Below are 23,665 nucleotides of genomic sequence, written 5' to 3' on the forward strand. Positions count from 1 at the left end.
CCGTGATGGTCCGCGCCCCCCTCACTCCCGAGCAGCTCGAGGCCGGCCGCCGGCTCGGCGAGACGCTGCGGCGTGCCCGCGGCCCGCGCACCCTGAACGAGATCGCCGGTCAGGCCGGGCTCTCGCCCGAGACGCTCCGCAAGATCGAGACGGGTCGGCTCCCCAGCCCGGCCTTCGGTACCGTCGCGGCCCTCGCCGCGGCGCTCGACCTCTCGCTCGACGCCCTCGCGCTCGAGTGGGCCACCGCCTCAGCCCGGGTCGCGCGGCCCGCCTGACATCCGGTTCCCGCTGCTCCCGCCGGTCGGCGGGCAGGCGGTCCGCCGGCCCGGGCGCGGTCCGGTCGAGCGGGTGCTCCTGCGTCTCCGCGAGCCTCGGCCCGTCCGCGTGGTCGTCGGTCCGGGAGTCCCGGAACCGGTCCTCGCCCGGCTCGAAACTGCGGATGACGCCGCGCCCCGGTCGTCTCGTGGTGCACGGTCGCACTCGACGCAGCCCCCGCCGAAGGGAGAGACGGAAAGGCCGATCATGCTCGAGTCCTCACGAATCGTCGTACTCGAGCTCGAGTACGACGATTCTCGAGGAGTGGGCGCTACCCCAGGTCGGCCCGCTCCGCCGCGTGCAGAGCGCGCACCTCGTCGGCCGTGAGCGCCCGGTCCCAGACGCGCAGCCGCGCGATGCTGCCCTTGTGCAGGTTGATCAGCTTGCCGTCGCGGCCGACCGCTCCGACCATGAAGTCGCCGGGAGCCGCGTTGAGGCCGTCGGGGTAGACGTACGGGTTCTTCGCGTAGGTCGCGCCCTGCTTGTCGGTGTAGCTCGGGTAGGAGGTCGACTCGCCGTTCAGGTAGGCGATCGCGAGTTCGCCGTCGTAGGTGCCGACGTGCAGCTCCCACACCCCGCGCGTCATCTTCCGCGGTTCGGACGAGTAGTCGATCGAGAACGGGTAGCCGGGAGTCGGACCGCCCTGCTTCGACACCTCCATGCAGACCATGTCGTCGCCGCCGTAGTCGGGGAGGTCGTTGAAGAGGGCGTAGGAGCGCAGGGGGCCGACGGCCGACTCCTCCCAGATCCCGGCGATGTTGGCGTTGTTGGAGTCGGTGCTGAGCACCCACGCGGCGACCGTCACCGCGCCGGTCGAGGCGCCGACGTTGAGCACACCGATGTCCGACTTCGGGACCACGAGGAAGTCGGTGGTGCCGTTGAACCGGACTCCTCCGCCGAAGGGCGTCGAGATCCGCGTCGCGGTCGACTTCAGGCCCTGCTGGAGAGCGGGCGCGCCCGCCACCGCTGAGGCGTAGGGTGCCGCGCTCTCGGCGAACGACCAGTCGGCGATGGGCGCAGGGACCGGGGTCGGCGGGGGCGCGGGGGTGTCGGTGACGAGGAAGGCGTCGAGGACGATGTTCGATCCGGTGGAGGCGGGGTTCTTGGTGGAGCCGCGCTTGATGGTGATGGTGTGGSTGCCGGCGGTGAGGGTGCCGCTGGTCCAGACGGTCTGGTTGGAGCGCGTGGTGGCGCTGTAGCGGTCGACGGTGGTGACGAGGGTGTCGTCGATCCAGACCTCGTTGATGCCGGAGGAGGAGGTCTTGCGGCTGATCCAGCTGACCGAGGTGCCGGTGAAGGTGAGCGCTGCGGAGGCGCCGGTGGAGGTGGAGTAGCTGATGCTGCCGCCGCTGTCGGCCGGGGAGGAGAGTGTCTTCCAGGTGCCGGTGGTCGTGATCTGCGGCGAGCCGTTCTCGTACGTCCCCGCTCCGGGCGCGGTCGGTTCCGCCGGAGGGGTGTCGTCGACGGGTCCTTCGGCCATCCAGCGTTGGAAGGTGTCGAGCATGTCCTTGTTCGTGAAGCTCGGGACGATGTGCCCGTAGACCGCGCCCTCGCCCGTGTGGTGGACGATGGTCGCCTCCTTGGCCACGGGGAGGAGCGCCGCGTGCAGGGCGACGCCGTGCTTCTCGAACGGAACGACGGTGTCGTCCATGGTCCCTGTGATCCGGTATCGCGCGCCGGTCCAGGACGACTGCGGGATGCGTGCCGGGTTCGTGGCGGCCACGAGCGCCATGTCGTCGTTGTAGTACTGCATCACGGTCGCGGGGTCGCGAGTCGCTTTCTCCTCCATGTCGTACGTCGCACTGGCGTGGTAGGCGCCCCGGACCTGAGGGACGAGCTCGTTCGCGTACGCCCATGCCATCAATGGCCCTCCGCCCGAGTTCGCGCGGAGGAAGCTGACGTCGACCTTCCACTGTCCCGTCACCCACTCGACGACGCGATTCTGCAGGTCGATCGCGGGCTGGCTCGTCCAGATGCTGCCGCCGTAGGTGGGGCAGATGCTGATGAACCCGCGGTCGACGAGCTGATCGGCCGTGTAGCCGAACGCGGTCGTGAGCGAGGTGTGGTTGGCTCCGCGCGCGTGGTAGTACCAGACGACTCCGACGCCCGTGGTGAGGGACGGCCGGGTAGCGTGCGGCACGAAGAGCCGGGCGCGGTCGCCGGCGATGAGGACGTCGACGACCTCGTAGGACTTCCGGCCGGAGCGGGAGAGCACCGTGCCGGTGCGCGAGATCTCCCCGGGGAGCTTCGGGATGACCGAGTAGTCGGCGGCGGCGGCGGGGGAGGCGTAGGCCAGGGCGGTGCCGACTCCGGCGATCGATCCGGTGAGCATCGTGCGGCGGGAGAGCCCGGCCAGGGGGCGGCGGGAGTCGTTCATGAGGTGGCGGGCCTTCCGGGCTGTCTGGGCGAGGGTCGGGTACCGCAGTGGAGAGGAGTCGGACCTGCTGCGGTTCCGGATCGTCGAGGAGGACGGGTGTCGGCTCAGCCGATGAGGTCGAGGTCGTCGAACACGAGCGTATCGCCGGAAGACGCCGGCATGCGCTTCGATTCCCGCCAGAGCGACACGGTGTCCCGGGTCGGCGGCCGCGCATCCACTCGCGCATCGGCCTCGCACACCCCGCTCGAGCGTCGTCGATCCAGCGGCCTGTTGCGCCCTCGCTAGCGCCCGGCGTCCAGCTGCTCGCGCCAGTCCGCCGGCAGCCTGTCCGCCGGGCCGGGCGCGGTCTGGTCGAGCGGGTGCTCCTGCGGGTCGGCGAGGCGGGGCCCGTCGGCGTAGTCGCCGGTGCGGTAGTCCCAGAACCAGTCCTCGCCGGGCTCGAAGCTGCGGATGACCGCGTGCCCGGTCGTCTCGTAGTGCGCGGTCGCGTGGCGGTTGGGCGAGTCGTCGCAGCAGCCGATGTGCCCGCAGAGCGCGCAGCGGCGCAGGTGCACCCACCACGCTCCGGTGCGGTCGCACTCGACGCAGCCCGCGCCGGAGGGAGGGACGGAGGGGTCGATCATCGACGTCGCGGTCATGCCACCAGTGTGGTCCGTCGGCGGCGGCCGGGTCACCCTCCCCTGGTCAGCCGCGCGAACGCCTCGTCGACCATCGTGCGGAAGTCGGCGTCCTCGTGCGCGGCCCACTCCTCCCACACCACGTCGACCGCGGCGAGGCCGGCGGCGGCCAGCACTCGCGCGGTGAGCGGCTCGACACCCCGCGAGACGAGTGCGTCGGCCAGCGCCTCGGCTCCCTCGGCCCGGCGCTCGCGCAGGCGCGCCTTCAGCGTGAACTCGCTCGAGATCAGCCGCAGCCGCGCCCGGTAGACGTCGGGCGCGCGGGTCGCGACGGCGACGACCGGCTCCACGGAGGCGCGCACCAGCTCCCAGCCGGACAGTGCGGCCCCGACGGGCAGCGCGAGCACCGGTGCCGCGTAGTCGACCCGGTCGCCGTCGACGGCGGCCACGACCACGTCCTCCTTGCTGCGGAAGTAGCGGAAGAAGGTCGCACGCGAGACGCCGGCCTCGCGCGCGGCCTCCTCCACCGTCACCGCGGAGTAGCCGCGGTCGAGGAACACGGCGAGCACCGCGTCGGCGAGCTCGGCCCGCAGCAGGGCGCGGGTGCGGTCGCGGAGCGGTGCGGTCATGCGGTCAGCCTAGGAGTCGGTGGCGTCCCGGCTCCCCGGCCCGGCTCAGTTCGCGGCCGAGATCTCGAGCGCGATGCCGTCGGGGTCGCGGAACTCGAGGATGCTCAGCGGCCCGGTGTCCTTGACGGGCTCGTGCGCGATACCCAGCTCGTCGAGGACGGCGACGGAGGCCCGCAGCTCGTCCGCTCCGGCGACGGTGAAGCTCAGGTGGTCGAGCCCCACGCGGTCCTCGTTGAAGCGGTCGCCCGCCGCGGCCACGGGGCGCAGGCCCAGCAGTCCGCCGGGGAAGGAGTAGATCACTCCGCCGAAGAGGAAGGCCAGCTGCTCCTGCACCTCGGCGGGCGCATCGGCGGGCGGCGCCTCGAAGGCGATGTCGAAGCCGAAGACGGAGTCGTAGAACGCGCGCGAGACGGCGATGTCGCGGACGGTGAGGCGGATGTGGGCGTAGTCGACAGCGGGAATGGGCATGCGGGGTCCTTCCGGAGGCGGCGGGCCGGAGCGCCCGCCAGGAGTGCTTCGGAGCGGCGACGCCGACGGAGGGGATATGCGGGTGAGACTCAGTCTCAGGTGCGATATTCACTATCACCCCCGATCGAAGGAGACCCCATGACCCTCACCTCCAAGAACACGCTGCAGGAGTGGCTCGACGACGCCGTCGGCGGTCCGATCCTCCGCGGGATCCTCGCCCAGGGCGGCCAGACGGAGGAGGCGCTGCGCCCCGCGGCGAGACTGTCGCTGCGCGCGATGGTCGAGCTGGGCGGTGGCGTGTTCCCGCAGGAGCTCGTCGACACGCTCGTGAAGCAGGCGAACGGCGGAGTCATCCCGCCCGAGGAGACGGAGGAGGAGTCGCAGGACGGCTCCGGCCGGTTCGACGGCAAGACGGTCGTCGTCACCGGTGCGGGCTCCGGCATCGGCCGGGCGACCGCCCGCCGCCTGGTGCGCGAGGGCGCCCGCGTGATCGCGGTCGACGTCGTGCCGACCGGCGTCGAGGCCCTCGCCGCGGCGTCGCCGGAGGGCTCGGTCGTGACGGTCGTCGCCGACATCACCTCGTCCGAGGGTGTCGCCTCGATCGTGTCCGCGGCGGGCGAGCGGATCGACGGCCTCGCGAACATCGCCGGGATCATGGACGGCATGACTCCGCTGCACGAGGCGGAGGACGCGCTCTGGCGCCGGGTCTTCTCGGTGAACGTCGACGGGACCTTCGCGCTGAGCCGCGCCGTGCTGCCGGCGATGCTCGCCGCCGGTCGCGGGGCGATCGTCAACATCGCCTCGGAGGCGTCGCTGCGCGGCAACGCGGCCGGCACCGCCTACACGGCGTCCAAGCACGCGGTCGTGGGGATCACGAAGTCGTCGGCGTTCCTCTACGGCCCGTCCGGCGTCCGGACGAACGCGGTCGCCCCCGGACCCACCGCCACGGCGATCGAGGGCACGATGTCGTCCGACTTCGCCCGCGAGCGCCTCGCTCCGTTCATGGCCCTGATCCCGCCGGTGGTCGAGGCCGACACGATGGCTGCGTCGATCACCTGGCTGCTCAGCGACGACTCCGCGAACGTCAACGGCGTGATCCTCGCCTCCGACGGCGGCTGGTCGGTGCAGTAGCGCCCGGAGCGGTCGGTCGCGCAGGACGCGGCCGATCGCGCCCGGCCCACGCCCGCTCCTCCAGCACAGCAGTACATCCGATCCGAAGTCGTGTCGGCGCACGCGGGGACTCCCCGCCGTCGTCCCGCCACGGGTCCTCGTCATCGCGCCGACCCGCGTGACGAAAGCGAGACGACCATGACCGACCTGAACCCCGACGACCGGCGCCGCCTCGAGGCCGCCCGCGCGAAGTACCGCGCCGAGCGCGACCGCCGCGCCCGCCCCGATGCCGCGACGCAGTACCGCCGCGCGGCGGGCGAGTTCGGCTACTACGCGAAGGACCCGTACACCGAGCGCACCGAGCGCGAGCCGAAGACCGACCGGGTCGAGGCGCTCGTGATCGGTGCCGGCTTCGGCGGACTGCTCACCGCCTCCCGCCTGCGCGAGGCGGGCGTCGACTCCCTCCGCCTGATGGACGAGGCCGGCGACGTCGGCGGCACCTGGTACTGGAACCGCTACCCGGGGGTGCGCTGCGACATCGAGTCGTCCGTCTACCTCCCGCTGCTCGAGGAGGTCGGCGGGATGCCGTCCGAGCGGTACGCGCCGGGGGAGGAGATCCGCCGGCACGCGGTCGCGATCGCCGAGCAGTACGGCCTCTATCGCGACACGCTCTTCCAGACCCGCGCCACGGCGCTCACCTGGGACGAGGAGGCGGAGGAGTGGGTGGTCGAGACCGACCGCGGCGACCGGTTCCGCGCGCGGTTCGTGGTCACCTCCTCCGGCACCCTCACGCAGCCCAAGCTCCCCGGGATCCCGGGCATCGAGACCTTCCGCGGCCACACCTTCCACACCTCGCGCTGGGACTACGGCTACACCGGCGGCACGCCCGACGGCGGCCTGACCGGCCTCGCCGACAAGCGCGTCGCCGTCGTCGGCACGGGCGCGACCGGCCTCCAGGTGATCCCGCACGTCGGCGAGGACGCTCGGGAGCTGATCGTGTTCCAGCGCACGCCGTCCACGGTCGACGTCCGCGACAACCGGCCGACGGATCCCGAGTGGGCCGCGTCGCTGCGCCCGGGCTGGCAGCGCGAGCGGATGGAGAACTTCCTCGCGGTGCTCGCCGGCGAGCCGGTGGACGAGTCGCTCGTGCAGGACGGCTGGACGAAGACGGTCGAGCTGCAGCGGCAGATCCTCTCGGGTGCGGTCGACACGTCGCTGCCGCCCCAGGAGCGCGAGCTGCGCGACGAGCTGGCCGACCTCGACACGATGGACCGCCTCCGCGCCCGCGTCGACTCCGTCGTCGAGGATCCCGCGACCGCCGAGGCGCTCAAGCCCTGGTACCGCTACATGTGCAAGCGCCCGGGCTTCAGCGACACCTACCTGCCCACCTTCAACCGGCCCAACGTCCGCCTCGTCGACACGGCCGACACGGGCGGCATCACGCGGATGACCGAGACCGAGGTCGTCGTCGGCGACACCGCCTACGAGGTCGACTGCGTGATCTTCGCGACCGGCTTCGAGGTCGGGATCTCGGGGGTGATGTCGGGCACGCTGCCGGTCGTCGGCCGGGGCGGGCGGACGCTCCTGGAGGCGTGGGGCCGCGGCCCGCGGACGCTGCACGGCTTCTCGTCGCACGGCTTCCCGAACCTGTTCCACCTCAGCGGCATCCAGAACGCCAACTCGGTGAACTTCGCGCACATCCTGCTCGAGCAGGCCGAGCACATCGCCGCCGTCATCGCCCGCGGCCGCGAGGTCGGCGCGCGGTACCTCGAGCCGAGCGTCGAGGCGGAGGAGGCGTGGGTGCGCACCGTGCACGAGACCGCCGCCGACACCCGCGCCTTCCAGGCCGAGTGCACGCCCGGGTACTACAACGGCGAGGGCACCCGCTCGATCGGCGGCGCCTCCTACAGCCCCGGACCGATCGCCTTCCACCGCCTGCTGCGCGAGTGGCGCGAGGGCGGGATGGACGACGTGCTCGTCGGCGCCGGAGTGGGGGCGTCGCGGTGAGGCGGCGGGCGATCGCTGTGCCGGTGCTGCTCGCGGGGGCTCTGGCGGGATGCACGGAGGCGGGCGAGCCGGCGGGCTACGGCAGTCCTGCGTCTCGGTCGACGACGTCGCGGGCGGACGCCTGGTCGCGCAGCACCTGCTCGAGCTCAGACGGCGCCGACCGCCGCCCCGTTCTCGCTCCGGGGATGGTCGCCCGCGAGTCGGCGCTGGGCGGCTGACCGCGGACACTGGCCGCATGTGACTCATCCGCCGGATGTGTCGATGGATCGCGCTCTCGCTGTCCCGGCGCTCCCACAGCCCTCCCCGCAGTGGGCGGACCCGATGATGGTCCGCATTGCGAGTCCGGGGATCGATGCCTGTGTTCCTCGCCGGTGATCCACGTCGTCGAAGATGGTGATCGACATCTTTCAATGGTAATACGCGTATACTCGAAATACTCCTGAGACTTAAGTCGCGCCAGCCCCCGTATGTAGTTCATCGGCCAATGCGAGAAGCGCTCATTCCCTCCCTCCGACACACCCCCGAAGGAGTGCCTGAACCAGCGCGAAGCACTGATCGTTGGCGGTTGTCGAGCTCTTTTTCCAGCGACGTCGCGCGCCTGGAGGAAAAACGTTTGACTCGACCGGAGTCGAGAGTGCTTAGATGGCGCAATGATCGAATCATTCGCTCCTGAGGGGGCAACCACTGTTACTCGACGTCTCGTCGTACTAGCGGGAGTCGCGGGAGGTGCGGCGACCGTTCTCGTGACCGCGACTCCCGCCGATGCGGAAGTCGCGGTCACGACATGGCAGGACTGGAATTGCCGTGCGTGACGTGATGATCGAAGAAGAGGTCCGATGATGGCGCTCAACAACTATCAGAAAGCCAGTCCGTCGACAGTCATCGCGAGCGATGAGCGCGATCCATATGTCTCGTGGCAGCATCATCTCAACCGCACCGCTGGCGCTCGTGGCGGGGTGGACATCGTCGCGGCCATTGGCACTCCGGTCATCGCGCGCACTGCAGGCACGATGCGGCGGGTTCCCAACAACGGGAGCGCTGGGAACAGCTGCCGATTCGAGCACGACTCCAATCCCGGTTGGCACGATGTGTTCTCGCATCTCTCCACCTACGTCGGAGTGGACGGGCAGCATTTCAATGCGGGCGATGTCGTGGCCTATACGGGAAACACAGGCAATGTTGCCGAACACTTGCATTGGCACCTCGTAGATCCGAGTGGAGTGCGGCGGAATCCGTGGGACTATTTCTCGCCGTCCGCACCGAGTTCCACGGACTCCGCGAAAGCCGCGATGAGCGTGCTGGGGCGCGGTGAGACCATGGACGTTTACTGGCGAGGATCCGACTCCAACCCGACTCTCTATCACCGCTACAACGTCGGCAATGGCTGGAGTGGTAATGAATCGCTGGGCGGTTCTCTGAAGACCGCGCCTACGGTCGTGAGCACGGGAACGAGCACGCACGACGTGTTCTACGGCGGAACGGATAACAAGCTTCACCACAACTGGTTCACCGGGGCGAATTGGGCCGGGGATTCCGTGTTGCCGACTCTGGTCGACATCGCCGGGCGCCCCTCGGTTGTGCGGAGGCCGGACGGGACCATCAACGTCTTCTATCGGAATGTTAACGGCGGCCTCTGTCAGAGCTACTTCCAGAACGGAGCCTGGGCTGTGTCGCCCGTCCTCGCGAGCAATCTTGCGAGTGATCCGTTCGCGGTCATCACCAACGCTGGAGTCGACGTCTTCTTCGCGGGTGCGAACCGAGCTTTGCAGCACGTCTACCAAGCGAACGGCGGACCCTGGCAGCCGGCCACGGCGCTCCCTCAGGACGGCCCGCTCGCAGGCACTCCGACTGCCGTCGTCCGCGCGGCGCGGATCAACGTCTTCTGGCGCGGTGACGGCAGCACGCTCCGCCAGTCCTACTTCGATGGAACTGCTTGGCAGGCGACTGGGACGTCTCTTGCCACGAACGTGTCCGGAGACCCTGTGGCAGTGGTCTCGGGCTCGACGGTAGACGTCGCTTACGCCTCGACGAACGGCACGCCCTGGCACGTCTGGTACTCGACGAACTGGTCGACGCCCTCTCAACTGCCTTCGACCAGCGGCGTCGCGTCTCCGATGGCGCTGATCTATCGGAGCAACGGCTTCGAGAATTTGTTCTGGAGAGGCGTCAACGGCACGATCACCCAGTCATACGCGGGGCCGAATGGAGTCTGGGCCTCGTCCGTACCTATGTGAGGATCGACTGCGTTATGCATGGAGGTCTTGCGCGTGTGCCCTCGTCTCGTCGGGAGGCGCAAGCACACGCGCGGGGCGTCCGGCGCCCCAGCTCGAATGGGTGCCGCTGACCGGCGCCGCTGACGTCCAGCGTCCGCCCACTGCCGTCGGTGATGCTCGCGGGATGACCCTCACGGTGCCCGACGCCCTCGTCCCGCTCGCGCTGCGGCTCGCCCGCGCGAACCGCACGTTCGTGACCGAGGAGGGGGCCCGGCGGCGGATCCGCGAGGCGGAGCTGCGGCCCGCGCCGTACGGGCCGCCGGCGCGGCTGGCGTCCGGGATCCGCGTGGACGTCGAGCACGTCGACGGATGGCCCGTGTACACGCTGGTTCCGCGGGGCCGCGTGGTCGGAGGGACGGTGTACGCGCACGGCGGCGGCTGGGTCAACGAGATCCACCCGCAGCACTGGCGGCTCGCGGCCCGCATCGCGGCGGAGGCGTCGATCGCCGTCACGCTGCCGATCTACCCGCTGGTGCCGTTCGGCACCGCTCTCGAAGCGCGCGACGGTGTGCTCGCCCTGGTGCGCAGGAGCCTGGAGCGTTACGGACCCACCTGCCTCGCGGGCGACTCCGCCGGCGGGCAGATCGCGCTGTCGACGGCGCTGGCGCTCCGCGACGAGGGGGTGGTGCTGCCGCGCACCGTGCTGATCTCGCCGGCGCTGGACCTCTCGTGGAGCAACCCGCGCATCCCGGAGGTGCAGCCGACCGATCCGTGGCTCGGCACCCCCGGCGGCCGCGTGCTCGCGGAGCACTGGCGCGGGGAGCTCGACCTGCTCGATGCGGCGGTGAGCCCGCTGTTCGGGGAGTACGCGGGACTCGGGCCGCTGACCGTGTTCACCGGCACCCGCGACGTGCTGAACCCCGACGTGCACCTGCTGGCGGCGAAGGCCGCGGCGGTCGGCGTGCCGTTCGAGCTGCACGAGGCCGTCGGCCAGCTCCACGTCTACCCGCTGGTGCCCACCCGCGCGGGCCGCGAGGCGGCGCACGACGTGATCGAGGCCCTGAGCCGCGCGGTGCGCGGGCCCGACCCGCAGAAGTGAGGCATCAGCGGATCGACGCGGTGCGCGCCTCCGCAGCGAGCACGTCACTGAGCGGGCGCGGTGGCCGCGGTGTGATCGCGCGGGCTCTGCGGTGCGGCGAGACCCCGCCACAGCACTGCGTGGGAGGCGTGCTTCTCGACCAGGCTGGGCAGTGCGGGAAGCCCGCCCTCGCCCCGGCGGAGGATGTCGTCGAGAGACGCGACCGCGTCGAGCACTGAGCGCGGATCGAACTGGCCGGCGAGGCGCTTCGCCTTCGCGCGGACGTTGTTGGGTGTGGGGCCCGCATCGATGAGCGAGTGGTTCCAGAGGCAACTGTGATGGGCGCATCTGTTGCGCAGGTAGACCAGAGCTCTCACGCGGGAGGCGAAGCCGGACCGGGCCGCGCCGAGACGCGCTGCCACTGCTGCGGACAGCGCTCCTCCGTCTCCGCGCTCGATGCACTTCGACAGCGTGCCGAACGACCAGGCCTCCACGGCCGACCACACCGGCAGCTCGTCGAACCTCGTGCCTGTGGTGGAGTCCCTGTATCGCAGGATGTGCCGCTCCCTGCTCCGCTCGATGTCCTTCAGGCACGACTCGGCTGTCGGCTCCGCGCTCGGCGCGTCGGTGTAGAAGCTCGTCTCGAGGTAGGTGCGGTACGGACCGTGGATCTCGGCGATCGCCTGAGCAGTCCGGCTCCTCAGGAGCAACTCGGCACGAGCCAGCGGGCCCGTGAGCGTCTCGCGGAGGAGTGCGTCCGCGTCGTAGACCGCCCTGACCGCCTCGAACGTGCTCCCCTCTTCGAAGCGGTCGTCTCCGCGGTGGGGTGCGCGCTGGAAGTACCGGAGGTATCCGGAGAACCGGTAGTAGCCCTGCACGTCGAGGAAGCGGGCGCAGGCGTCCGGATCGGCGATCTCGAGACCGCGGTCGAGGAGAAGGCGCACCAGCTGCGGGGAGGAGAGACCGGGCTTGAGGCCCACGTCGGCCTCCTCGGGACAAAGAAAAGGCCCCTCCCGTGTGAGCATCGTGGAGAGGCTTGGGAGGGGGTCGATTGACTCCACAGTAGCAGCGACGCGAGGGCCGGGGCGGGATGGCGCCGGACGTCGCGCGGTGCGCCAGCCCGGGCTGTAGAAGTAAGGCTGAGCGTCGCGGTTCCGCGCCGATCCGTGCCATCGGCCGCTCAGCCTTGGTTCTGCGTCCCCTCAGATCCCGCTTGCTGATCGAGTAGCCCCGGAGGGGCGTATCGAGACCCGCGTTCGCCGGGGGTACGGGTGACGGGGATCTCGAGACGCCCGCTGCGCGGGATGCTCGATCAGCAGGGGAGGCGGGGCGTCAGGCGCCCCAGCTGGACTGGGTGCCGCCGACGCGCTCGGCGGCGAGCTGCTCGGCGCGGCCCGACGCGGCGTACTCGCGCATCGGGTCCGCGGGCAGGCCGCGGGTCTCGCGCCAGGCGGCGAGGGCCGGGCGCACGTCCGAGTAGAAGGCGTCCATCAGGATCCCGTTCGCGCCGAGCACGTCGCCCGCGAGCTGCGCCTTCTCGAGCTCCGCGCGGTCGACGAGCAGCGCGCGCGCTGTCATCTCCTGCACGTTGAGCACCGAGCGGATCTGGCCGGGGATCTTGTCCTCGACGTTGTGGCACTGGTCGAGCATGAATGCGACGGGCGAGTCGGGGCCGTAGCCGCCTCCGCGCACCACCTCGAAGAGGATCCGGAACAGCTGGAACGGGTCGGCGGCTCCGACGATCAGGTCGTCGTCGGCGTAGAAGCGCGAGTTGAAGTCGAACGAGCCGAGCTTCCCGAGGCGCAGCAGCTGGGCGACGATGAACTCGATGTTGGTGCCGGGAGCGTGGTGGCCGGTGTCGAGGCAGACCAGTGCGCGGTCGCCCAGGGCGGCCACGTGCGCGTACGAGGTGCCCCAGTCCGGCACATCCATGTGGTAGAACGCGGGCTCGAAGAACTTGTACTCGAGCACCATCCGCTGCTCGGCGCCCAGGCGCTCGTAGATGGTCGCGAGGGAGTCGGCGAGACGGTCCTGGCGGCCGCGGATGTCCTGCTGGCCGGGGTAGTTCGAGCCGTCGGCGAGCCAGATCTTGAGGTCGCGCGAGCCGGTCGCGTCCATGATGTCGATGCAGGCGAGGTGGTGGTCGATCGCCTTCTGGCGGATCACCGGGTCGGAGTGCGTGAGCGAGCCGAACTTGTAGTCGTCGTCCTGGAAGGTGTTGGAGTTGATGGTGCCCAGCGCCACGCCCTTCGACGCGGCGTAGTCGCCGAGCGCCGAGTAGTCGTCCACCTTGTCCCACGGGATGTGCAGCGCGACGGTCGGCGCCAGTCCGGTGAGCTCGTTGACGGTCGCCGCGTCCGAGATCTTCTCCTCGATGGTGCGGGGCGTGCCGGGAGTGGCGAACACCTTGAAGCGGGTGCCGGCGTTGCCGAAGGCCCACGAGGGCAGTTCGATCGCCTGCTGCTCGAGCTGGGCGAGGACGTCGGGGGTGAGTTCGGTCACGAGGCGTGTCCTTCTGCGAGAGGGGTGGGAGCGGCGTCGAGCGCCGCGAGCTGGTCCTCCAGGTGGAAGACCTCGGTCAGGGGGAGGAAGCCCTCGTCCGGCGCGCCGTCGAGGTCGACGAAGAACTCGCCCATCTCGGCCTGCCAGCGGGCGTTGACCTCGGTGCGGGCCATGGCGGCCTGCGCGTCGACGATCGAGGGCGTCTCGACGTAGCCGATGAGCAGCCCGTCCTCGCGGACGAAGAGCGAGTAGTTGTTCCAGCCGGTGGCCTTCAGGGCCCTCAGCATGTCGGGCCACACGGCCGCGTGGCGCTCCTTGTACTCCTCGAGGCGGTCGGGCTTCACCTGGAGCTGGAAGCAGACCCGGGTGAGGGGGACGTCACTCGACATCGAGCGGCTCCTTCGTTCGGAGGGGTGCGTGAATCGTTTCACACAAGTGCCCGCCGAGCGTATCGCGAGGCCGCGGGGCGTGTCAAAGAGCGCGGACCGAGCGCGGACCGAGCGCGAACCGAGCGCGATCCGGGCTCGATCCGCCCGAAAGCATTGCCATCCGGCGCCGCCCGTGTATAAAGTCACGACCACAGACAGCACGTTCACCCGCTACTGAATAGGTATTCAAATGCTCGAAGCCGACACCGGTCAGCTCGCTCGATGGCGAGAGCTGACCTCCGAACTGGCACAGGCGCCGGCCGACGTCCGCGACCGCCTCCTCGACGAGCGCGCGCGGCACACCCGCCGCGACATCGTCCGCATGATCGACACCGCCGGCCTCGGCCACATCGGCGGCGACTTCTCGGTCACCGACATCCTCACGACGCTGTTCAACTCGACGCTCCGCATCGACCCGTCCGACCCCGCCAAGCCCGGTCGCGACCGCTTCATCCTCAGCAAGGGCCACTGCGCCGCGGCGCTCTACGCGACTCTCGCGAGCTGCGGCTACTTCTCCCCGAGCGAGCTCACGACGTTCATGGCCCCGCTCTCGGCCCTCAACGGCCACCCCAACCGCAACAAGGTCCCCGGAGTCGAGACCAACACCGGTCCGCTCGGTCACGGTCTGCCCGTCGCCGTCGGCCAGGCCCTCGCGGCCAAGCTCAGCCAGGACGGCTCCCGCGTCTTCGCCGTCATGGGCGACGGCGAGATGCAGGAGGGCAGCAACTGGGAGGCCCTCATGACGGCCGCCCACTACGGCCTCGACAACCTCACCGCGATCGTCGACCGCAACCGCCTCCAGCAGGGTGCCCGCACCGAGGACACCTCCTCGCTCGACCCGCTGGACGAGAAGCTCCTCGCCTTCGGCTTCGAGCTGCGCATCATCGACGGCCACGACTGGGGCCAGCTCCTCGAGGCCTTCGGGCCCTCGACCACCGGCAAGCCGGTCGCGGTCATCGCGAACACCATCAAGGGCAAGGGCGTCTCCTTCATCGAGGACCGCGTCGAATGGCATCACAAAGTCCCGTCGGCCGAGCAGGTCGTCCTGGCACTGGAGGAACTCGCATGAGCAGGGAGACGACCACCGTGTCGACCGTCGCCGCCTACGACAACAGGGTCGCGTTCGCGGAGGAGCTCATCGAGCTCGCCCGCACCGACGAGCGCATCGTCGCGGTCTGCAACGACTCCGTCGGCTCCTCCAACCTCGGGGCGTTCAAGAGCGAGTTCCCCGACCGGCTGATCAACGTCGGGATCGCCGAGCAGGCCCTCGTCGGCGTCGGGGCCGGTCTCGCGAGCGCCGGGTACATCCCCTTCGTCTGTGCGGCGAGCCCGTTCCTCACCGGCCGCTCGCTCGAGCAGGTCAAGGCCGACGTCGCCTACAGCCAGCACAAGGTGATCCTCTGCGGCATGTCGCCCGGCATGGCCTACGGCGAGCTCGGCCCGACCCACCACTCGGTCGAGGACCTCAGCTGGCTGCGCGCGCTGCCGGGACTGGACATCATCGTCCCGGCCGATCGCCATCAGACCCGTCTCGCCGTGCGCCAGGCCGTCGCCGACCCGCGCCCCACCTTCCTCCGCGTCGGCCGGCACAAGGTGCCCGACGTGTCCACTCCGGAGTCGACGCTCGAGCGCGGCCGCTTCCAGACGGTCCGCGAGGGCACCGACGTCACGATCATCGCGACCGGCACGCTCGTGTCGCGGGCGGTCCAGGCGGCCGAGCTGCTCGACGGCCAGGGGTTCTCGACCCGCGTGCTGAACGCCTCCTACATCGCGCCCTTCGACGTCGAGGCCGTCACGGCCGCCGCGAACGAGACCCGCGCCATCGTCACGGCGGAGGAGGCGAACATCGCCGGCGGCCTCGGTGCCGGCGTGGCGTCGATCGTGTCGCAGCTCGGCGGCGGTGCCCGTGTCCCCCTCCGGATCCTCGGGCTCACCGAGTTCGCACCCACGGGCGACACCGAGTTCCTGCTCGAGCACTTCGGGCTGAGCGTCGAGGGCATCGCGCGCGCCGCGCGGGAAGCCGTGAGCAATGGCTGACTCCCTTCGCGACGACGCCGTCGTCGTCGCGGTCGATCAGGGCACGAGCTCGACGAAGTCCGTCGCCGTCGACGCCTCCGGCGCGATCATCGCGTCGGCCGCCGTCGAGCTCCGCCAGCTCCACCCCGCGGCCGGCTGGGTGGAGCAGGACGCCGAGGAGATCCTCCGCAGCGTCACGAGCACCCTCGAGACGCTCGCGGGCACGCTCGGCGAGCGGATCGTGTCGGTCGGGCTCGCGAACCAGCGCGAGTCCGCGGTCGTCTGGGACCGGGTCACGGGCGAGGCCCTCGGCCCCGTCCTGGGCTGGCAGGACCGGCGCACGCTCGCCCGGGCGGAGGAGCTGCTCGCGGCCGGCGACGGCCCGTGGGTGCGCCGCGTCTCGGGCCTCCCGCTGGACCCCATGTTCTCGGCACTCAAGTTCGAGTGGCTGCTCGACGCGGTCGACCCCGACCGCAGCCTCAGCAGCGCGGGCCGCCTCGCGCTGGGCACGGTCGACTCCTGGCTGATCGCCCGGCTCACGGGCGAGCACCGGATCGAGGCGGGCAACGCGAGCCGCACCCAGCTGCTCGACGTCCGCACGGTCGACTGGGACGACGACCTGCTCGCCCTGTTCCGGATCCCGCGGGCCGCGCTGCCGCGCCTCGCCGCGTCGGACGAGCCGACCGCTCCGATCGTCGGCGTGGCGGCCCTCGCCCAGGGCGTGCGCATCGACGCCGTGCTCGGAGACTCGCACGCCGCGCTCTTCGCCCACGGCGTCCGCGAGCCCGGCTCGGTGAAGGCGACCTACGGCACCGGCTCCTCGATCATGGGGATCTCGGCCGACGGCGACCTCGGCGACTCCGACACCCTCGCCCGCACCGTCGCGTGGGCGCTCGGCGACCCGGCGACCGGGGCCGTCCGGGCGTTCGAGGGCAACGTCCTCTCGACCGGAGCGACCGTGCTGTGGCTCTCGCGCCTGCTCGGCCGCAGCGCCGACGAGCTCGACCAGCTGGCCAGGACGGTCGACGACGCGCACGGCGTCGCCCTCGTTCCGGCCTTCGCGGGCCTCGGCGCGCCCTGGTGGGACGCCGCGGCCACCGCGGTCCTCACCGGATTCGACCTCGGCACCACTCCGGCGCACCTCGCCCGGGCGGCCTTCGAGTCGATCGTCCTGCAGATCGACGACGTGCTGCGCGCCGCCGAGGCGCTCACCGGACGCCCGATCGACACGATCCTCGCCGACGGCGGCCCCTCGCGGAACGACTGGCTCATGCAGCAGCAGGCCGACCTCGGCGGGCGCACCGTCGCCCGGTCCACCGTCGCCGAGCTGTCGGCACTCGGAGTCGCGCACCTCGCCGGCCTCTCGATCGGACTCTGGACCCCCGCCCGGCTCGAGAGCGTGCGTCCGGCGCGGTTCTCGTTCACCGGCTCCGCGGATCCGCTGCCCGCCGAGCGCCGCCGGGCCCGCTGGCTCGAGGCGGTCGCCCGGGCCCGCCACCAGCCGCCCGTGCCCGCCGAGCACCGCGAGCACTCGCTGCTCTAGCCCGCACCACTCTTCTTCTCCCCGCATGCAAAGGAGCACGCCATGACCGACACGGTCGCCTCACCGATCTACCTCGACCACTTCACCGGTCGGGTCGCCGCCGTCACGGGATCCGGACGCGGCATCGGCCTCGCCCTCGCCCGCGCCTTCGCCGAGTCCGGCGCCTCCGTGCTGCTGATCGACCGCGACGCGGTCGTCGAGCAGGCCGCGCAGGAGCTGCGCGAGGCCGGGTACGACGCGCACGGAGTCGTCGCCGACGTCACCGACGAGGAGGCGGTGCGCGCGGTGTTCGCCGACGCCGCCGAGCGCTGGGGCCGCCTCGACGTCCTCGTCAACAACGCCGGCATCATCACCATCTCGGACCTCGACGACCTGAGCCTGGCCGACTTCCAGCGGGTGCTGACCGTCAACACGACGGCGATGTTCCTCTGCTGCCGCGAGGCCGCTCCGCTGCTGCGCAAGAGCCAGCACGCGGTGATCCTCAACGCCGCGTCGGGCCAGGCGCGGCAGGGCTTCATCTTCACTCCGCACTACGCGGCCAGCAAGTTCGGAGTGATCGGGCTCACCCAGTCGCTCGCGAAGGAGCTCGCCAAGGACGGGGTCCGGGTCAACGCCTACTGCCCCGGCATCGTCAAGACCGACATGTGGGACTACAACGACCGCGAGTGGGGCCGCCGGCTGGGCGACTACGCGCCGGGCGAGCTGATCCAGGAGTGGATCGACGACATCCCGCTCAAGCGCCCCGCCGAGGCCGCCGACGTCGCGAACCTGCTGCTCTTCCTCGCCTCCGACGCCGCCTCGTACATCACCGGCCAGACCGTCAACATCGACGGCGGCATGTTCATGAACTGACCCGTCCCGCCCCCTCCCTCCTTCTCTCCTCTCATCCAACGGAGCATGCAATGTCAATCCAGACCCCACTGCTGAAGGACCCGGTGATCACCCCGACAGGGCGACGGCCGGTCTCCTCCTACTTCGGCGGGAGCGCCGGGAGCTTCATCGGCCTCATCGCCCTGTTCATCGTCCTGTCGATCGTGGCGCCCAACTTCTTCACCGCCCGCAACCTCGTCAACGTGGTCGACCAGGTCACGGTGCTGGGCATCCTCGCCATCGGCGCGACGCTCGTCATCATCACCGGAGGCATCGACCTCTCGGTCGGCGCGATCCTGGGCCTGTCGACGATGGTGCTCGGCTGGCTCTCGCACGACGGCGGCTGGCCGCTGCCGCTGGCGATGCTCGCCGCGATCGCCGTCGGCGGTCTCGCCGGAGCGCTGAACGGCCTCGGGATCACGATCGCCAAGCTCCCGCCGTTCATCGCCACGCTCGCGATGATGTCGATCGCGCGGGGCCTGGCGAACATGATCACCGACGGCCAGCAGATCGTCGGCTACCCGGAGTGGTTCTTCAACCTCTCGGCGAACCGCTTCCTGGGCTTCTTCTCGGTCACGATCATGGTCGTCATCGCGCTGTACATCGCCGCGTGGGCCTACCTGAAGTACCGCGTCGGCGGCCGGTCGGTGTTCGCGATCGGAGGCGGCCCCGAGGTCTCGCGCCTCGCCGGCATCCCCGTGAAGCGGGTCACGACCTGGGTGTACGTCGCGGCGGGCGCGCTCGCCGGAGTCGGCGGCATCGTCCTCGCGACGCGCCTCGACTCCTCCCAGCCCACCGCGGGCACCGGCTACGAGCTCGACGTCATCGCGGCGGTCGTCATCGGCGGCGCGAGCCTCACCGGCGGCGTCGGCCGGATCACCGGCACCGTGATCGGCGTCCTGATCATCGGATTCCTCCGCAACGGCCTGAACCTCATCGGCGTCTCGCCGTTCCTCCAGCAGATCGTCATCGGCCTCGTGATCGCGATCGCGGTCATGGCCGACGTCCTGCGCCGCAAGCGCGCCTAGCGCTCCCTCCCTCCCACCCACCCCTCCCGGGGCGACCAGAGTCGGTCGCCCTCACCCCACCAAGGAGAACCATGTTCCGCAAGATCACCGCGGGCGCCGTGACGCTCGTCGCCGCAGCCGCCCTGCTCACCGGCTGCGCCTCGACCGCCGGCGGCGGCGAGGACGGCGAGAAGACCGTCGGCCTGGCCGTCGCGAACCTCCAGGCCGACTTCTTCAACCAGATCCGCCAGTCGGTCGAGGCCGAGGCCGAGGCGCAGGGCGTCAAGGTCATCGTCTCGGACGCCAAGGGCGACTCCGACACCCAGGTCAGCCAGATCCAGGACTTCATCACCCAGGGCGTCAGCGCGATCATCTACATCCCGGCCGGAGCGACCGCCGCGACCGTCCCCGTTCGCGCGGCGAACTCGGCCGGCATCCCGATCGTCACCGTCGACCGCAACCCGGAGGGGTCGCCCGGCGACACCTTCATCGCGACCGACAGCGTCGCTGCGGCCGAGGCGCTCGGCGACTGGGTCGTCGAGCAGACCGGCGGAGAGGCCAACATCGGCGTCATCCAGGGCCAGGTCGGCACGACGCCCGAGCTCGCGCGCGACGAGGGCTTCACCACGGCCATCGAGAAGGCGCCCGGGATGAAGGAGGTCGCCCGCCAGGCGTCGCTCCAGTGGGCGCAGGACGAGGGCTACGACATCGCCACCGACATGCTGCAGTCGAACCCCGACATCACGGTCTTCTTCGGCCGGGCCGACGCGCTCGCGCTCGGCGCCTCCGCCGCCGCCCGTGCCGCGGGACGCGACGACATCCTCGTCGTCGGCTTCGACGGTGACAAGGCGGGCCTGGAGGCCGTGAAGGACGGCACCCTCGGCGCCACCATCACCCAGCCCACCCAGGGCATGGGCAAGCTCGCCCTCGAGTCGGCTCTCGAGCTGGCCGACGGCGGAGAGGTGCCCGCCGAGCAGCTGCAGGAGGGTGTCCTGACCACGAAGGACAACGTCGAGCCCTTCATCACCACCCACCCGTAACCACCACCGGCGGGCGGCGCCCACCCGGCGCCGCCCGCCTCCCCTCTTCCTCCCGCCGACATCGAAGGAGATGCACCATGGAGCAGCAGACCTCGCCGCGCTCGACCGAGCCGGGGCTCGTCGTCACCGGAGCGACCAAGATCTACCCCGGGACGACCGCCCTGGACGGGGTCGACCTCGAGATCCGGCCGGGAGAGGTCGTCGCGCTCCTGGGCGAGAACGGCGCGGGCAAGTCCACGCTCTCCTCGATCATCGCGGGCGTCACGGCGCCGACGAGCGGATCGATGACCTGGCGCGGCGAGCCGTACTCGCCGTCGAGCCCCGCCGAGGCGATCGCCGCCGGCATCGGGCTGATCCACCAGGAGACCCGGCTGCTCGGCGACCTGACCGTCGCCGAGAACGTGGTCATCGGTCGCTGGCCCGGCAGGGCCGGCTTCGTGAACGCGAAGGCCATGCGCGAGCAGGCCGAGGTGCACCTGCGCCGCCTGGGCTTCCAGGGCCGGATGGACCAGCTCGTGCGCGAGCTGAGCGTCGCCGGCGCGCAGCAGGTCGAGATCGCCAAGGCGCTGATGCTGAACGCGCGCCTGCTCATCCTCGACGAGCCGACCGCCGCGCTCGGCCAGGCCGAGACGGACGCGCTGTTCGCGACCGTCCGCTCGCTCCGCGCCGAGGGCGTCTCGTTCGTCTACGTCAGCCACCGCCTCGCCGAGATCGCGCAGATCGCCGACCGCATCGTCGTACTGCGCGACGGCCGCAAGATCGCCGAGCACGAGGACGGCCGCATTCACCCCGACCAGCTCGTCGAGCAGATGGTCGGCCGCTCGGTCGAGCGCCTGTTCCCCGAGATCGCGGCGCCCCGTCCCCGCGTGGTCCTGGGCATCGACGGCCTCACCGGCAGCAACGGCCGCTTCGAGGACGTCAGCTTCGAGGTCCGCGAGGGCGAGGTGTTCGGCATCGCCGGCATCGTCGGCGCCGGCCGCACCGAGCTGGTCCGCGCGATCGGAGGCGCCGACGGCGTCTCGGCGGGCACCATCACGATCCAGGGCAGGAACCTCCGCCCGCACCGCCCGAGCGACGCGATCCGCGAGGGCATCGTCCTCATCCCGGAGGACCGCAAGCAGCAGGGCCTCGTGCTCGAGCAGAGCATCACCGAGAACATCACCCTCCCCAACCTCGACAAGGTGAAGGACGGCGGCGGCTGGGTCTCCCCGAAGCGGATGCTCGCCATGGCGAGCGCCATCTCGCAGAAGATGGGAGTGAAGGGCCAGCTCGGCCAGGCCGCGTCGTCGATGTCCGGCGGCAACCAGCAGAAGGTCGTCATCGGCAAATGGCTGGAACGCAGCCCCAAGGTCGTGATCCTCGACGAGCCGACCCGCGGCATCGACGTCGGCGCGCGGGCCTCGATCTACGAGATCATCCGCGACCTCGCCGAGGGCGGCACGGCCGTCATCGTCGTCAGCTCCGACCTCGACGAGGTCCTCGGCCTCGCCCACCGCGTCATGGTCCTCGCCCGCGGCCGCAACCAGGGCATCCTCGACGGCGACTCCGCCTCGGCCGCCGCGGTCATGTCGCTCGCCACCGTCTGAACCCGTCCACCACCCCGATCAGGAGCATCATGCCCACTCTCTCCTTCCGCCTCGACGGCGACGTCGCCCTCGTCACCGGAGGCGCCAGCGGCATCGGCCGCGCGATCGCGCTCGGGATCGCCGAGAGCGGCGGAGCGGTCGGCCTCGTCGACCTGCCCCGCGCCGACTTCTCGGCCTCCGTCGCCGACATCGAGGCCGCCGGGGGGCGCGCCCTCGCCGTGCCGGCCGACGTCACCGACCCGGAGTCGATGGCCGCCGCGGTCGCCACGATCCAGTCCGAGCTGGGCCCGCTGACCCTCGCGGTCAACGCCGCGGGCATCGCCAACGCCGCTCCTGCCGAGGAGATGGAGCTGGACGTCTGGAAGCGGCTCTACGACGTCGACGTCACCGGCGTCTTCGTCTCGAGCCAGGCCGAGGCGCGCGCCATGCTCGAGAACGGACGCGGCTCCATCGTCAACATCGCCTCGATGTCGGGCAGCATCGCGAACCGCGGACTGATGCAGGCGCACTACAACAGCGCGAAGGCCGCGGTCATCCACCTCTCGAAGTCGCTCGCGGCCGAGTGGGCGACCCGCGGCGTGCGGGTGAACTCGCTCAGCCCCGGCTACACGATGACGCCGATGAACTCCCGCCCCGAGGTGGCCGACCAGGTCGCCGTCTTCGCCACGGAGACTCCGATGCAGCGCACCGCGGAGCCGTTCGAGATGGCGGGCCCCGCGGTGTTCCTGCTGTCGCCGGCCGCGTCGTTCGTGACCGGCCACGACCTCCTCGCCGACGGCGGCTTCACGATCTGGTGAGCAGCGCGCCGCCGGGTCCCGACGGCGTTCGAGCAGCGCTCAGACCTCGGGCTCGGCGGCGAGCCTCCGCGCCGTGTCGACGTCCGTGATCATCACGTCGATCCAGCGGCCGCGCAGAGCCGCGCGCACCGCCTCGTACTTGCGGGCGCCGCCAGCGATGCCGACCCGACGCGGCACCGCGCGCATCGCGGCGGCGTCGATGCCGACCGTCCGCTCCGAGAAGCCCGTCTCGATCAGGCGGCCCTGCGCGTCGAAGAAGTGCAGGCAGATGTCGCCCACGGCGCCCGCCTCGCTGAGTGCGTCGATCTCGGTCGCCGAGATCGCGTTGCCCGAGTCCTTCAGCATGGGGGAGGGGGCGACGCTGCCGATGCCGGCGATCAGCACCGTCAGGCGCGACCACTCGTCCAGCACCTCGCGGGCGAACTGGTCCTCGAGGATCGCGTCGCGCGCGCCTCGGCTGGCGACGATGCCGGGCGCCGAGAAGAAGACGGGGGAGGCGCCGGTGACGGCCGCCATCCGCTCGACCAGGTGCGTGGCCTTCATCTGCACCGACGCCGTGCCCAGCCCGCCGAGCACCTGCACGATCACGTCGGCGGTGCTGACCGTGCGCGGCGCCATCTTGTCGACGGTCGCGAGCAGGGTCGAGGACCACGACGAGATCCCGACCCGGTCGTGGCCGGTCAGCGTCGTCTCGAAGTAGGCCGCGCCCGCTCCGCTGAGCGCGGCGAGGATCGAGTACTCGTCGTCGCTGCTCGTGTCGGCGACGACCACGTCGGCCAGGCCGAAGCGGTCGCGCACCGTGTCCTCCAGCTCGGAGTGCACGCCGGCGGGCGGCACCACGATCGTGCGCACGATGCCGAGGGCGACCGCCTCCTTCAGCAGCCGCGAGACGCGCGACTGCGAGACGTGCAGGCGCGTCGCGATCTCGGGCTGGCGCAGCCCGTCCTCGTGGTACAGCCGGGCGACCTTGGTCACCAGCGAGAGCCGGTCGATCGAGAGCCGGCTCGGCGACACCGGCCCCGGCCTACTCATCGGCGCCGTCCGCGTCGAGCGCGTCCCTGC

General features: G+C 71.0%; 21 protein-coding genes. 13 read left to right on the forward strand and 8 right to left on the reverse strand.

What is annotated here, in order from left to right; translation table 11 throughout:
• Nucleotides 1–5: 5 nt before the first annotated feature.
• Entirely contained in the window at nt 6–275 is a 270-nt protein-coding gene (locus tag ASF48_RS08250) for a helix-turn-helix domain-containing protein (protein ID WP_055789633.1), read from the forward strand.
• 311 nt (nt 276–586) lie between these two features.
• On the opposite strand, the gene ASF48_RS08255 is transcribed toward ASF48_RS08250, so the two are convergent.
• From ASF48_RS08255 to ASF48_RS08270, 4 genes are all read right to left on the reverse strand, one after another.
• Nucleotides 587–2,692, reverse strand: coding sequence for a LamG-like jellyroll fold domain-containing protein (locus ASF48_RS08255; protein WP_055789636.1), 2,106 nt, complete (start codon nt 2,690–2,692; stop codon nt 587–589).
• A gap of 281 nt (nt 2,693–2,973) precedes the next feature.
• Nucleotides 2,974–3,330: a UBP-type zinc finger domain-containing protein gene (locus ASF48_RS08260; protein WP_055789639.1), complete on the reverse strand. Its 357-nt coding sequence runs from the start codon at nt 3,328–3,330 to the stop codon at nt 2,974–2,976.
• A gap of 32 nt (nt 3,331–3,362) precedes the next feature.
• Complete coding sequence (locus ASF48_RS08265) at nt 3,363–3,938, reverse strand: TetR family transcriptional regulator (RefSeq protein ID WP_055789643.1); 576 nt, start codon at nt 3,936–3,938, stop codon at nt 3,363–3,365.
• Nucleotides 3,939–3,983: 45 nt separating this feature from the next.
• A complete protein-coding gene (locus ASF48_RS08270) occupies nt 3,984–4,406 on the reverse strand; it encodes a VOC family protein (protein WP_055789647.1) in 423 nt (140 codons plus the stop codon).
• A 138-nt stretch (nt 4,407–4,544) separates the two neighbouring features.
• On the opposite strand from ASF48_RS08270, the gene ASF48_RS08275 reads away from it, so the two are divergent.
• The 4 genes from ASF48_RS08275 (at nt 4,545) to ASF48_RS08295 (ending at nt 10,835) form a co-directional block, all read left to right on the forward strand.
• Nucleotides 4,545–5,537, forward strand: a complete 993-nt coding sequence (locus tag ASF48_RS08275) for an SDR family oxidoreductase (protein WP_055789649.1) — start codon at nt 4,545–4,547, stop codon at nt 5,535–5,537.
• A gap of 177 nt (nt 5,538–5,714) precedes the next feature.
• Entirely contained in the window at nt 5,715–7,523 is a 1,809-nt protein-coding gene (locus ASF48_RS08280; protein ID WP_055789652.1) for a flavin-containing monooxygenase, read from the forward strand.
• An 836-nt stretch (nt 7,524–8,359) separates the two neighbouring features.
• Entirely contained in the window at nt 8,360–9,757 is a 1,398-nt protein-coding gene (locus ASF48_RS18975; protein ID WP_082481137.1) for a peptidoglycan DD-metalloendopeptidase family protein, read from the forward strand.
• A 163-nt stretch (nt 9,758–9,920) separates the two neighbouring features.
• Nucleotides 9,921–10,835: an alpha/beta hydrolase fold domain-containing protein gene (locus ASF48_RS08295; protein ID WP_055789662.1), complete on the forward strand. Its 915-nt coding sequence runs from the start codon at nt 9,921–9,923 to the stop codon at nt 10,833–10,835.
• 44 nt (nt 10,836–10,879) lie between these two features.
• Here ASF48_RS08295 and ASF48_RS08300 read toward each other — a convergent pair whose 3' ends face one another.
• The 3 genes from ASF48_RS08300 to ASF48_RS08310 all read right to left on the reverse strand — a co-directional run bounded on the left by ASF48_RS08300 (nt 10,880) and on the right by ASF48_RS08310 (nt 13,705).
• Nucleotides 10,880–11,794 carry an Abi family protein gene (locus ASF48_RS08300; RefSeq protein WP_235577214.1) on the reverse strand — a complete coding sequence of 305 codons (915 nt, stop codon included), beginning with the start codon at nt 11,792–11,794 and terminating at the stop codon, nt 10,880–10,882.
• Between the two features lie 352 nt (nt 11,795–12,146).
• A complete protein-coding gene (rhaI, locus tag ASF48_RS08305) occupies nt 12,147–13,316 on the reverse strand; it encodes an L-rhamnose isomerase (RefSeq protein WP_055789668.1) in 1,170 nt (389 codons plus the stop codon).
• Entirely contained in the window at nt 13,313–13,705 is a 393-nt protein-coding gene (locus ASF48_RS08310; protein WP_055789672.1) for an L-rhamnose mutarotase, read from the reverse strand. The genes rhaI and ASF48_RS08310 overlap by 4 nt, the downstream gene beginning before the upstream one ends.
• 229 nt (nt 13,706–13,934) lie before the next feature.
• Here ASF48_RS08310 and ASF48_RS08315 point away from each other — a divergent pair, with 229 nt between their 5' ends.
• The 8 genes from ASF48_RS08315 (at nt 13,935) to ASF48_RS08350 (ending at nt 22,603) form a co-directional block, all read left to right on the forward strand.
• Nucleotides 13,935–14,813, forward strand: a complete 879-nt coding sequence (locus ASF48_RS08315) for a transketolase (RefSeq protein WP_082481138.1) — start codon at nt 13,935–13,937, stop codon at nt 14,811–14,813.
• A complete protein-coding gene (locus ASF48_RS08320) occupies nt 14,810–15,781 on the forward strand; it encodes a transketolase family protein (protein ID WP_055789675.1) in 972 nt (323 codons plus the stop codon). The genes ASF48_RS08315 and ASF48_RS08320 overlap by 4 nt, the downstream gene beginning before the upstream one ends.
• Nucleotides 15,774–17,303 (forward strand): FGGY family carbohydrate kinase, encoded by a 1,530-nt coding sequence (locus ASF48_RS08325; RefSeq protein ID WP_055789678.1) that lies wholly within the window; start codon nt 15,774–15,776, stop codon nt 17,301–17,303. Before ASF48_RS08320 ends, ASF48_RS08325 begins: the two co-directional genes overlap by 8 nt.
• A gap of 42 nt (nt 17,304–17,345) precedes the next feature.
• Nucleotides 17,346–18,155, forward strand: a complete 810-nt coding sequence (locus ASF48_RS08330; protein WP_055789682.1) for an SDR family NAD(P)-dependent oxidoreductase — start codon at nt 17,346–17,348, stop codon at nt 18,153–18,155.
• Between the two features lie 50 nt (nt 18,156–18,205).
• On the forward strand, nt 18,206–19,201 hold the full coding sequence (locus ASF48_RS08335) for an ABC transporter permease (protein WP_055789685.1): 996 nt from the start codon (nt 18,206–18,208) through the stop codon (nt 19,199–19,201).
• A 71-nt stretch (nt 19,202–19,272) separates the two neighbouring features.
• On the forward strand, nt 19,273–20,220 hold the full coding sequence (locus ASF48_RS08340) for a substrate-binding domain-containing protein (RefSeq protein WP_055789689.1): 948 nt from the start codon (nt 19,273–19,275) through the stop codon (nt 20,218–20,220).
• A gap of 77 nt (nt 20,221–20,297) precedes the next feature.
• Nucleotides 20,298–21,806, forward strand: coding sequence for a sugar ABC transporter ATP-binding protein (locus tag ASF48_RS08345; RefSeq protein ID WP_055789692.1), 1,509 nt, complete (start codon nt 20,298–20,300; stop codon nt 21,804–21,806).
• Nucleotides 21,807–21,835: 29 nt separating this feature from the next.
• Nucleotides 21,836–22,603: an SDR family oxidoreductase gene (locus ASF48_RS08350; RefSeq protein WP_055789696.1), complete on the forward strand. Its 768-nt coding sequence runs from the start codon at nt 21,836–21,838 to the stop codon at nt 22,601–22,603.
• Between the two features lie 39 nt (nt 22,604–22,642).
• Here the strand turns inward: ASF48_RS08350 and ASF48_RS08355 are convergent, their stop codons facing one another.
• Complete coding sequence (locus tag ASF48_RS08355) at nt 22,643–23,635, reverse strand: sugar-binding transcriptional regulator (RefSeq protein ID WP_055789699.1); 993 nt, start codon at nt 23,633–23,635, stop codon at nt 22,643–22,645.
• Between the last annotated feature and the right edge of the window lie 30 nt (nt 23,636–23,665).

Origin of the sequence: Rathayibacter sp. Leaf299, assembly GCF_001423055.1 — a bacterium.
Taxonomy (GTDB): Bacteria; Actinomycetota; Actinomycetes; order Actinomycetales; family Microbacteriaceae; genus Rathayibacter; species Rathayibacter caricis.

Excerpts from the sequence above, each read along its gene's own strand:
- ASF48_RS08315 (WP_082481138.1), top strand. The coding sequence starts at position 13,935 with ATGCTCGAAGCCGACACCGGTCAGCTCGCTCGATGGCGAGAGCTGACC.
- ASF48_RS08295 (WP_055789662.1), top strand. The coding sequence starts at position 9,921 with ATGACCCTCACGGTGCCCGACGCCCTCGTCCCGCTCGCGCTGCGGCTC.
- ASF48_RS08330 (WP_055789682.1), top strand. The coding sequence starts at position 17,346 with ATGACCGACACGGTCGCCTCACCGATCTACCTCGACCACTTCACCGGT.
- ASF48_RS08265 (WP_055789643.1), bottom strand. The coding sequence starts at position 3,938 with ATGACCGCACCGCTCCGCGACCGCACCCGCGCCCTGCTGCGGGCCGAG.
- ASF48_RS08350 (WP_055789696.1), top strand. The coding sequence starts at position 21,836 with ATGCCCACTCTCTCCTTCCGCCTCGACGGCGACGTCGCCCTCGTCACC.
- ASF48_RS08335 (WP_055789685.1), top strand. The coding sequence starts at position 18,206 with ATGTCAATCCAGACCCCACTGCTGAAGGACCCGGTGATCACCCCGACA.
- ASF48_RS18975 (WP_082481137.1), top strand. The coding sequence starts at position 8,360 with ATGATGGCGCTCAACAACTATCAGAAAGCCAGTCCGTCGACAGTCATC.
- ASF48_RS08325 (WP_055789678.1), top strand. The coding sequence starts at position 15,774 with ATGGCTGACTCCCTTCGCGACGACGCCGTCGTCGTCGCGGTCGATCAG.
- ASF48_RS08320 (WP_055789675.1), top strand. The coding sequence starts at position 14,810 with ATGAGCAGGGAGACGACCACCGTGTCGACCGTCGCCGCCTACGACAAC.
- ASF48_RS08340 (WP_055789689.1), top strand. The coding sequence starts at position 19,273 with ATGTTCCGCAAGATCACCGCGGGCGCCGTGACGCTCGTCGCCGCAGCC.
- ASF48_RS08260 (WP_055789639.1), bottom strand. The coding sequence starts at position 3,330 with ATGACCGCGACGTCGATGATCGACCCCTCCGTCCCTCCCTCCGGCGCG.
- ASF48_RS08355 (WP_055789699.1), bottom strand. The coding sequence starts at position 23,635 with ATGAGTAGGCCGGGGCCGGTGTCGCCGAGCCGGCTCTCGATCGACCGG.
- ASF48_RS08250 (WP_055789633.1), top strand. The coding sequence starts at position 6 with ATGGTCCGCGCCCCCCTCACTCCCGAGCAGCTCGAGGCCGGCCGCCGG.
- ASF48_RS08345 (WP_055789692.1), top strand. The coding sequence starts at position 20,298 with ATGGAGCAGCAGACCTCGCCGCGCTCGACCGAGCCGGGGCTCGTCGTC.
- ASF48_RS08270 (WP_055789647.1), bottom strand. The coding sequence starts at position 4,406 with ATGCCCATTCCCGCTGTCGACTACGCCCACATCCGCCTCACCGTCCGC.
- ASF48_RS08280 (WP_055789652.1), top strand. The coding sequence starts at position 5,715 with ATGACCGACCTGAACCCCGACGACCGGCGCCGCCTCGAGGCCGCCCGC.
- ASF48_RS08275 (WP_055789649.1), top strand. The coding sequence starts at position 4,545 with ATGACCCTCACCTCCAAGAACACGCTGCAGGAGTGGCTCGACGACGCC.
- ASF48_RS08310 (WP_055789672.1), bottom strand. The coding sequence starts at position 13,705 with ATGTCGAGTGACGTCCCCCTCACCCGGGTCTGCTTCCAGCTCCAGGTG.